The organism is Brevundimonas sp. (assembly GCF_032107865.1).
In the GTDB taxonomy this organism is placed as follows: Bacteria; Pseudomonadota; Alphaproteobacteria; order Caulobacterales; family Caulobacteraceae; genus Brevundimonas.
The window spans coordinates 1-9,995 of record NZ_DAMCNG010000098.1 but is presented as its reverse complement, the minus strand read 5'-3'; the positions used below and the strand labels follow the sequence as shown (position 1 = coordinate 9,995).

9 protein-coding genes are annotated in these 9,995 nt (G+C 67.9%); 6 read left to right on the top strand and 3 right to left on the bottom strand.

Annotated elements, in window-relative coordinates; all coding sequences use genetic code 11:
- The 3 genes from RT567_RS09615 to dprA all read left to right on the top strand — a co-directional run.
- A partial coding sequence (locus RT567_RS09615) for an amidohydrolase family protein (RefSeq protein WP_313576094.1) occupies nt 1-658 on the top strand: 658 nt, incomplete at its 5' end.
- 14 nt (nt 659-672) lie between these two features.
- Nucleotides 673-1,311, top strand: a complete 639-nt coding sequence (gene plsY, locus RT567_RS09610; protein ID WP_313576092.1) for a glycerol-3-phosphate 1-O-acyltransferase PlsY — start codon at nt 673-675, stop codon at nt 1,309-1,311.
- On the top strand, nt 1,308-2,396 hold the full coding sequence (dprA, locus tag RT567_RS09605) for a DNA-processing protein DprA (protein WP_313576089.1): 1,089 nt from the start codon (nt 1,308-1,310) through the stop codon (nt 2,394-2,396). Before plsY ends, dprA begins: the two co-directional genes overlap by 4 nt.
- On the opposite strand, the gene RT567_RS09600 is transcribed toward dprA, so the two are convergent.
- Nucleotides 2,393-2,578: a hypothetical protein gene (locus RT567_RS09600; RefSeq protein ID WP_313576087.1), complete on the bottom strand. Its 186-nt coding sequence runs from the start codon at nt 2,576-2,578 to the stop codon at nt 2,393-2,395. The two genes, dprA and RT567_RS09600, sit on opposite strands and share 4 nt — an antisense overlap.
- A gap of 152 nt (nt 2,579-2,730) precedes the next feature.
- Between RT567_RS09600 and topA the strand changes: the two genes are divergently transcribed.
- Entirely contained in the window at nt 2,731-5,367 is a 2,637-nt protein-coding gene (gene topA / locus RT567_RS09595; RefSeq protein ID WP_313576085.1) for a type I DNA topoisomerase, read from the top strand.
- Between the two features lie 38 nt (nt 5,368-5,405).
- Here the strand turns inward: topA and RT567_RS09590 are convergent, their stop codons facing one another.
- On the bottom strand, nt 5,406-5,777 hold the full coding sequence (locus tag RT567_RS09590) for a hypothetical protein (protein ID WP_313576083.1): 372 nt from the start codon (nt 5,775-5,777) through the stop codon (nt 5,406-5,408).
- Nucleotides 5,778-6,011: 234 nt separating this feature from the next.
- Between RT567_RS09590 and RT567_RS09585 the strand changes: the two genes are divergently transcribed.
- Together RT567_RS09585 and RT567_RS09580 are read left to right on the top strand one after the other, a co-directional pair.
- Complete coding sequence (locus RT567_RS09585; protein WP_313576081.1) at nt 6,012-7,502, top strand: DEAD/DEAH box helicase; 1,491 nt, start codon at nt 6,012-6,014, stop codon at nt 7,500-7,502.
- Between the two features lie 82 nt (nt 7,503-7,584).
- Entirely contained in the window at nt 7,585-8,643 is a 1,059-nt protein-coding gene (locus RT567_RS09580; protein WP_313576079.1) for a GGDEF domain-containing protein, read from the top strand.
- A gap of 8 nt (nt 8,644-8,651) precedes the next feature.
- Here the strand turns inward: RT567_RS09580 and RT567_RS09575 are convergent.
- A partial coding sequence (locus RT567_RS09575) for a TonB-dependent receptor domain-containing protein (RefSeq protein WP_313576078.1) occupies nt 8,652-9,995 on the bottom strand: 1,344 nt, incomplete at its 5' end.

Below are 9,995 nucleotides of genomic sequence, written 5' to 3'. Positions count from 1 at the left end.
CGCCATCGCCGAGCGCATCCAGCTGGAGCGCGACCTGGCCCTGGTCGAGCAGACCGGCGCGCGTTTCCTGATCGACCAGGTTTCGACCGAAGGCGCGCTGGAGACGCTGGCTCGCGCCCGTGCGCGGGGCCTGGAGGTCGCGGCGTCGGCCTCGATCAACCACCTGTGCTTCAACGAGATCGACATCGGCGACTACCGGACCTTCTACCGCCTGGACCCGCCCCTGCGCGCCGAGAGCGACCGGCAGGCCCTGGTCGAGGCGGTGCGCGACGGCCTGATCGACGTCATCACCTCGGCTCACTGTCCCGAACCGGCCGAGAACAAGCGCCGCCCCTTCGCCGAGGCCGAACCGGGCGCCGTGGGTCTGGAGACCCTGCTGCCTGCCGCCCTGACGCTGCACCACGAATACGGCGTCGACCTGCTGGACGTGCTGCGGCCGCTGACACAGGGCCCGGCGGCCCTGCTGGGGCTGGAGGCCGGCGAGCTGTCGCAGGGTTCGCCCGCCGATCTGGTGCTGTTCGACGCCGGGGCGCCGGTGGTGATCGACGCCTCGACCCTGCGCTCCAAGTCGAAGAATTCGCCCTTTGACGGCCGCCGACTGCAAGGGAAGGTCTTGCTCACCGTCGTCTCGGGCCGCATCGTCCACGACGCACGTTAAGGGGAGCGAATCATTTGCAGGATCTAGCGGGGCCGGCGCTCCTTACGCTCGGGCTTGTGGCTGTCGGCGGATACCTGCTGGGCTCCATTCCGTTCGGCGTGGTCCTGACCCGCGCGGCGGGCGCGGGCGACGTGCGCAACATCGGCTCGGGCAATATCGGCGCGACCAACGTCCTGCGCACCGGGCGCAAGGATCTGGCCATCGCCACCCTGATCCTGGACGCAGGCAAGGGCGCGGTCGCCCTGCTGATCGCGCGGCATCTGCTGGGAACTGACATGGCGGGCGCCATCGCCGGCGGCGCGGCCTTCCTGGGCCACCTGTTCCCCGTCTGGCTAGGTTTCAAGGGCGGCAAGGGGGTGGCGACCTTCTTCGGCCTGATCCTGGCCGCCTGCTGGCCGCTGGGTCTGCTGGCGGCCGCGACCTGGCTGATCATTGCCTTCGCCCTGCGCTACTCCTCGCTGTCGGCTCTGGTGGCGGCGGCGCTGACGCCGCTCTACGCCCTGCTGCCCCTGCCCGCGCTGGGCCTGCCGGCGCCGCAGCCCATCTTCATCATGGCGGTCTTCACCGCCGTCCTGATCTTCATCCGCCACCATGAGAATATCGGCCGCCTGCTCAAGGGCGCCGAGCCCAAGATCGGGGCGAAGAAGGCGTGACGCCCCTGTCGGAGGCCGAGCGTTTCGCCCGCCTCCGGCTCGCCCGGACCGACCGCGTCGGCCCTGTGGCCTTTTCCCAGTTGTTGCAGCGGTTCAGTTCGGCCGAGCGCGCGCTGGACGCCCTGCCCGACCTGATCCGCAGTCGGGGACGCAGCGGCTACTCCATCCCGGAGCCGCAGACGATCGAGGCCGAGCTGGAAGCCGGCGCCCGCATCGGGGCGCGGCTGATCCTGTGGGGCGACGCCGTCTATCCCGAAGCCCTGGCCGCCGTCGATCCGCCGCCGCCCCTGCTTTGGACGCTCGGTGAGCCGCCGCTGATGCACCAGCCCTGCATGGCCATCGTCGGCGCGCGCATCGCCTCGGCGGGCGGGCAACGGATCGCGCGCGGCCTGGCCCAGCAGTTGGGCGAAAGCGGCCACGTCGTCGTCTCGGGTCTGGCGCGCGGGGTGGATGCGGCGGCGCATCTGGGCGCGCTGGAAACCGGCACGGTCGCGGTCCTGGGCGGCGGGGTGGACGACATCTATCCCTCAGACAACGCAGACCTGTATCGCCAGATCGTCGAGCGCGGCTGCATCGTCTCAGAAAGCCCCATCGGCGCGCGGGCCCAGGCGCGCGACTTTCCGCGCCGCAACCGCATCATCTCCGGCCTGTCGCGCGGCGTCGTGGTGGTCGAGGCGGAGATTCGCTCCGGCTCCCTGATCACCGCCCGGCTGGCGGGCGAACAGGGGCGCGACGTCTTCGCCGTGCCGGGCTCGCCGCTGGACCCACGCTCAAAAGGGCCGAACGAACTGCTGCGACAAGGGGCCATCCTGTGCGAAGGAATCGAAGATATCGAGCGGGCCTACGCCGCCCTGCGGACGCTGCGCGAACCGCCCGCTGATTCGCCGTTCGAGGCCGGTTCGCCGGATCAGATCGACGATGCGGTGCTGGATCGCATCGAGGCCCTGCTGTCGCCGACGCCCATCGCCCGCGACGAACTGGCGCGCGCGGCCGGATTGTCAATTGCGGAAACGGCCGCCGCCCTGCTGGAGCTTCACCTCGCAGGGCGGGCGACCTTGCTGCCCGGCGGTCTGGCCTCGACCTAGGCGGGCGCGGTGCGGCGGGCCATATCCGCCGCGCTTTCCAGAAGTCCGGCCAACCGCTCATCCCCGTCCCAGCGGGCCATTCCGGCCAGTTCCGTGGCCATGGCGGCCACATATTCACGAACCGGATAGTCCGTCAGATCAGGGCTCGTCGGCTTGCGGCGTCGCTGCGCTGTCTTGTTCATCGTCAACCCTCCCGAGAACATCTGAGAGGAACACAACTCAAGGAGGTTTGTAAACTCACGTTACCCGGAAAGGTTGCTCATATAAAATGGGCCGATTGACTTCCGCGCTCGCCGCAACCACGTTCGCGCCCCGTTTTCCCCGATAGAGCGCCATGAATCTCGTCATCGTCGAGAGCCCCGCCAAGGCCAAGACCATCAATAAATACCTGGGCTCGGACTATAAGGTTCTGGCTTCCTACGGCCACGTCCGCGACCTGCCGTCCAAGGACGGCTCGGTGCTGCCCGACGATGACTTCGCCATGCACTGGGAGGTCGACGCCAAGGCGTCCAAGCGCCTGTCCGAGATCGCCGAGGCCGCCAAGGCCGCCGACCGCGTCATCCTGGCGACCGACCCCGACCGCGAGGGTGAGGCGATCAGCTGGCACGTTCTGGAGATCCTGAACAAGAAGAAGGCGCTGAAGGACACCGACGTCCAGCGCGTCACCTTCAACGCCATCACCAAGTCCGCCGTGCTGGAGGCCATGGCCAACCCGCGTCAGCTCGATATGGAGCTGGTGGACGCCTATTTGGCGCGCCGGGCGCTGGACTATCTGGTGGGCTTCAACCTGTCGCCGGTGCTGTGGCGCAAGCTGCCGGGCGCACGTTCGGCCGGGCGCGTTCAGTCGGTCGCCCTGCGCATCGTCGTCGATCGCGAGATGGAGATCGAGCGGTTCAAGGCCCAGGAATATTGGTCGATCGAGGCCGACCTGATCGCCGACAGCCCGCCCTTCACCGCCCGTCTGGTCAAGCATGACGGCAAGCGTGTGCAGCGCCTCGACATCGTGTCCGAGGCCATGGCCATGGCCGCGCGTGAGGCCGTCCACAGCGGCGACTTCACCATCAAATCGGTCGAGAAGAAGCCGACCAAGCGGTCCCCCGCCCCGCCCTTCACCACCTCGACCCTGCAACAGGAAGCCGCGCGCAAGCTTGGCTTCACCGCCCAACGCACCATGCAGGCGGCGCAGAAGCTGTATGAAGGCGTCGACGACACCGGCGGCCTGATCACCTACATGCGTACCGACGGCGTCTTCGTGACGCCGGAAGGCATTGCTCAGGCGCGCGAGGCCATCGGCCAGCGTTTCGGCCCGGCCTATGTCCCGGCCGAGCCCCGCTACTACAAGACCAAGGCCAAGAACGCCCAGGAAGCGCACGAAGCCATTCGTCCGACCAACATCCTGCGCAGCCCCGACACCCTGCGGCTCGATAGCGATCTGCAGCGTCTGTACGAGCTGATCTGGAAGCGGATGATCGCCTCGCAGATGGAATCGGCGCGTCTGGACCGCACCACGGTCGAGATCGAGACGCCCGACGGTCAGACCGGCCTGCGCGCCACCGGCCAGGTCGTCGCCTTCGACGGCTTCATCGCCGCCTATGAAGAAGGTCGCGACGAAAAACAGAAGGGCGCCGAGGAAGACGAGGACGAAGGCGGCCGCCTGCCCGCGCTGAAGGAAGGCGCCAAGGCCAAGGTCGAGGCGATCCGCACCGACCAGCACTTCACCGAACCGCCGCCGCGCTTCTCGGAAGCCACCCTGGTCAAGAAGCTGGAAGAGCTGGGCATCGGTCGTCCCTCGACCTACGCCTCCATCCTGACGACCCTGCGCGACCGCGAATACGTCCGCATCGACAAGAACCGCTTCTATCCCGAGGACAAGGGACGGTTGGTCACGGCCTTCCTGGAACAGTTCTTCGCCAAATGGGTCGAGTACGACTTCACCGCCGCGCTGGAGACCCAGCTGGACGAGGTGTCGGCGGGCGATCTGGACTGGAAGACCCTGCTGCGTCGTTTCTGGGATGATTTCCACGCTGCGACCCAGGCTGCGGGCGAACTGCGCACCACGGCTATCCTGGATCACCTGAACGAGGCCCTGGGCGCCCACATCTTCCCGGACAAGGGCGATGGCACGGACCCGCGTGAATGCCCCCTGTGCCATCAGGGACAGCTGAGCCTGAAGACCAGCCGCTTCGGCGCCTTCATCGGCTGTTCGCGCTATCCGGAGTGCAAATACACCCGGCCGGTTGCCTCGCCTGACGCGGCCGACGGCGGCGCGGAGAGCGGCGACCGCGAACTGGGCGTCGATCCGGCGACCGGCCAGCCGGTGCACCTGAAGATCGGCCGCTTCGGCCCCTATGTCGAAACCACGCCGCCGGACGCGGACAAGCCCAAGCGCTCGTCCCTGCCCAAGGGTTGGTCCCCGGCCTCGATCGACCTGGAGAAGGCGCTGCGCCTGCTCAGCCTGCCGCGCGACGTGGGTCCGCACCCCGAAGACGGCAAGATGATCACCGCCAGCCTGGGCCGCTACGGCCCGTTCGTGGCGCACGCCGGCACCTACGCCAACGTCGCGGACATCGAGGAAGTGTTCGACGTGGGCCTGAACCGCGCCGTGGCTCTGCTGGCTGAAAAGCGCGCGGGCCGTGCAGGTCGTGCGTCAGCCGCCGCACCGCTGAAGGAACTGGGCGCCCACCCGGAAACGGGCGAAGCCGTGCAGGTCATGGCCGGCCGCTACGGCCCCTACGTCAAGTCGGGCAAGATCAACGCCACCCTGCCCAAGGGCACAGCGCCCGAAGACATGACGATGGAGGCCGCCCTGCCTCTGCTGGCCGCCAAGGCCGGCGCCGCGCCGAAGAAGAAGGCGCCCGCCAAGAAGGCTGCTGCGAAAAAGCCTGCGGCGAAGAAGGAGCCTGCGGCCAAGAAATCGGCCGCAAAGAAGGCCCCCGCCAAGAAGGCGGCCAAGACTGCGGACACTGAGTAAGACAAAGCGCCCTCGTTCTCACGAACGGGGGCGTTTTTCTACCGCCCCGCGACCAACTCATTGCGGACGCGACGGCCCAAGGGATCGCGGCCCGGCCAGCTCTCCCCCACGGAAGCCTCGATATAAGGCGTGCAGAAGCGCGAGATGATCATGCGTGGACGGATTCCGTTCAGACAGACGCGATCCCCCTCACGCGCCCAGCGCGCGGTCAGGCGGCGGCCATCCGAAAACAGGGCGCGATAACCGCCGTCGCGGTCGAACCAGTGCTTGACCCAATCGCCGTCAGGATAGTGGGAAACGACCGTGTTGCCGAAGGCGGCCTGCATGGCGTCGGCGTTTCCGCCGCCGCCAGACGCTGAAGCGCTCGCAGGCGCGGCCAACATCAGCGTGATCAGCACGGCTGCGCGCATTCGGCGTCCCTCTCCCAGTCGTATTCCCAGTCCCGAGGGGGACCATACAGGCCGAAACGCCGTTGCCAAGCGGCCTGTTCCGAACGGAAATACTTGACTGAGGCGTAGGGCCTTCTTTATACGGCCGCAGGCTCGGAACAGGACTGGCGATGCGCGCCGCCCGCTCGCCCAAGAGGGGCGGTTCCGTCAGCTGAAGGCGTTTGCGAACGCTATCCTCCGTCCCTTCAGGACTGCATGACTGAATTTTCCAAGCTGGGCCTTTCGCCCACGACCCTGCAAGCGGTCGCCGATACCGGCTACACGACCGCCACCCCCATTCAGGAACAGGCCATTCCGGTGGCCCTCGCCGGGCGCGACGTCCTCGGCATCGCCCAGACGGGCACCGGCAAGACCGCCGCCTTCACCCTGCCCATGGTCGACCGCCTGGCTTCGGGCCGCGCCCGCGCCCGGATGCCGCGCGCCCTGGTGCTGGCCCCGACCCGCGAACTGGCCGACCAGGTCGCCGAAAGCTTCGCCAAATACGCCAAGGGCACCAAGCTGAACTGGGTGCTGCTGATCGGCGGCGTCTCCATGGGCGATCAGGTCGCCGCCCTGAACAAGGGCGTGGACGTGCTGATCGCCACGCCGGGCCGCCTGCTGGACCTGTTCGATCGCGGCAAGATGCTGCTGACCGGCGTCGAGCTGATGGTGGTCGACGAAGCCGACCGCATGCTGGACATGGGCTTCATCCCCGACATCGAGCGCATCTTCAAGCTGACGCCCCCGCGTCGCCAGACCCTGTTCTTCTCGGCTACCATGCCGCCGGAGATCACGCGCCTGACGCAGCAATTCCTCAAGGATCCGACCCGGATCGAGGTGTCGCGCCCGGCCACGACCGCCGACACCATCACCCAGCACATCACCCGCCTGCCGACCTCGGACCCCAAGGCCAAGCGCACCGCCCTGCGCGCCCTGGTCGAGCGCGGCGAGGTCCAGAACGGCATTGTCTTCTGCAACCGCAAGTCGGAAGTCGACATCGTCGCCAAGTCGCTGCAGGTCCACGGCTTCGACGCCGCGCCGATCCACGGCGACCTGGACCAGTCGCTGCGCATGAAGACCCTGTCCGATTTCCGCAGCGGCGCGCTGAAGCTGCTGGTCGCCTCGGATGTCGCCGCGCGCGGTCTGGACATCCCGGCCGTCAGCCACGTCTTCAACTATGACGTCCCGCATCACGCCGACGACTACGTCCACCGCATCGGCCGCACCGGCCGCGCCGGCCGCCTGGGCGAGGCCTTCATGATCGTGACGCCGTCCGACGACAAGTCGTTGGACAAGGTGCTGAAGCTGATCAAGAAGGAGCCGGTCGAACTGCCGCTGGACGGCATCGACTTCGCCTCCATCCAGGACCGTCCGCGCGACGACAGCCGCTCGGGCCGTGGCCGCGGTCGCAGCGACCGCCCCGAACGCGGCGAGCGTAGCCGCTCGCGCAAGGCGGTCGACGCCGCTCCGGCTGAAGTCGCCGAAGCCGTCGCCCCCGTTGCGGCTGAGGTCGTCACGCCCAAGGTGGAAGAAGCCCCGCGCCGTTCGCGCAGCCGCAAGAAGTCCGACGACCGTGCTCCGGCAGCGGCCCCCGTCGTCGCCGCGTCCAAACCGTCTGCGTCCAAGTCCGCCGGGGAAATCCGGGGCAGCGCTTTCGGCGACGATGTGCCGGCATTCCTGCGTCGACCGGTGATTTTTGCTGACTGACGCCGCGAGTCTTGATTTAACTCTGCGTTACGGAAGGCCGGGCTAACCTCCCGGCCTGAACTTCCCAGGGGCGCTTCAAGGCATGACCACGCAGGTCGAAACCACAGTCCGCAGTCCAGAAGCCTATGCTCTGGCGCACCGCGCTGTGGACGCTATGCAAGAGGCCGGCGTCTGGCCGACCCCGCTAAATTTCGAGCTCTGGCTGCACTATCTCAGCGCACCCGACAGCCCGTTGAGCCAGGAGATGGCGCGGTTGCTGGCCAGCGGCGCGCCCTTCACTGACACCACGGCCGAGATGCTGGCCGCCGAATTCCTGCCGCGCAGCCGTCTGTCCGAAGAGATTCGGGACGCGGGCGCCGTGCTAAACCGCGAACTGGCGGCGGTAGCGGCCGCGATCGATAAGGCGCGCGAGAGCCAGGCCGACTACGGCGACACCCTGGCCCAGGCCGCCGACAGCATGGCGTCGGCGCCCGATACCGACAGCCTGGGCGTCATCGTCTCCTCTCTCAGCGACGCTACGCGGCGCATCCGGCGGCACACTTCGGCGCTGGAGCGTCGTCTGGAATCTTCCAACCGCGAAGTCGTCAAACTGCGCGATCACTTGGAGCAGGTCCGTCGCGACGCCATGACCGACGCCCTGACCAATCTGGCCAACCGCAAGGCGTTCGACGAACAACTTCAGCGCATGTGCGACGAGGCCGAGACCGATGGGACGCCGATCGGACTGGCATTGATCGATATCGACCACTTCAAGCGTTTCAACGACACCTGGGGCCATCAGACCGGCGACCAGGTGCTGCGCTATGTCGCCAGCGTCCTGGCCCGCATCGCGCGCACGCCGCGCGTCGCCGCTCGCTATGGCGGTGAAGAGTTCGCCGTCATCTTCCCGCGTGAGACGGCGGGCGCCGTCGAGGCCGCTCTGAACGCCGCCCGCGAAGAGATCGCCTCGCGCAGCCTGCGTCGTCGTTCGACCAATGACGACCTGGGCGCGGTGACCATTTCCGTCGGCTTCGCCCTGCGCCATTCCGGCGAAGCGGCGTCACAGTTCCTGGGGCGCGCCGACGAAGCGCTCTACGCCTCCAAGCGCACGGGCCGCAACCGCGTCACCAACGCCGAGTTGGCGGCCTCAGCCGCCGCCTGAGCCTCGTATCAGTAGGACAAGCGCAGACCCAGCGACAGGGTGCGCGGCGGGGCGTAGCCGGCCACGCCGCCTGCGGTTTCCGAGACCTCGACTTCGGCGTCGAACAGATTGTCCGCCGCCAGCCACAGCAGAGTCCGAGGTCCGGCGCGCCATTCCGCTCGTGCGTCGATGGTGACGGCGGCGTTCAGCATACGGCTGTTCAGATCATCCTCGAACCGCTTGCTTTCATAGCGGGCCTGCACCGACAGGCCGAGCCGGTTCGTCGTCTGCCAGTCCAGCCCGCCGGTTACGCTCCAGATCGGCGCCTGGGCAGGCCGCAGTCCGGTCAGTTGGGGGGCCGCCGTTCCTCCATCCATCCGCGCATCGGTGATCGAAACGGCGCCGCTCAGGTTCAGCCCATCCCGCAGGGTTTGACGCGCTGTCAGTTCCACGCCCTTGGCCTCGATGGTCCCGGCGTTCTGACGCTGGCGCAGAACGCCGCCCGCCGGAACAAAGCCCGCCCGCGGAAACGTTCCCGGCCCCTCGGCGATCGTGACGTTGACGATGGCGTCCTCGATCCGGTTCCAGAACAGATTGACGCCGAAGACCGAGATCGGCCCTTCGAACGCCAGCCCTGCCTCGATCCCTTGCAAGGTTTCAGGAAAAAGGGCCGCGTTGGCCTCAGTCAGATCGTTGCCGACACGGAATGGGCGGTGCAGTTCGTTCAGGCTCGCAGGACGGAAACCGGAATAGGCCGCAGTCCGCGCCGCCCAGCCGCCGCCGATGAACCGCCTCGCCGCCAAGCGGGCGCTGACCACCTCGCCTGACCGATCAGGGTCGCTCTCATCCAGTGTCGGCAAACCCGTGGCCCGGTCCCACTCCCGCCGCCTGCCATTCTCATTGCGCCAGCCGTCCAAGCGCAGCCCGCCCGCAACCAGCCACAGGTCATCGCTCCATGAACCTTCGCCATAGAGGCCCGCCACGGACGTCTCGCCGCCGGCCATCCGGTCACGGGTGAAGGCGCCCTGCATGAAGCGGAAACGCTCGCGCGTCTCGCCCTCGTTGAAGCGGGCGTCGGCGCCCAACTCCCATTCCAACCGCCCCCCTGCCATATCGCGCGTCGCGCGACGCAGGGCGGCGTTGACGCCCCAGCCGGTCGCAGGCGTCTCATACTGGTCATTGGCGGGCGTGGTCGTCTTGCGGTCAGCCGCTACGGCGACCGAGGTGTTGGCGAAATCGCTCTCGCGCCGCCACGCCTGCAACCGCCAGCCATAGCGCCCCTCCTCCGCCCGGCGCGCCGCCGTGGCGGACAACAGGTGGCCGCTGGCGCTGGATCGCGCTGGCGTCACGCTGGGTGATTTAACGCTGATTGA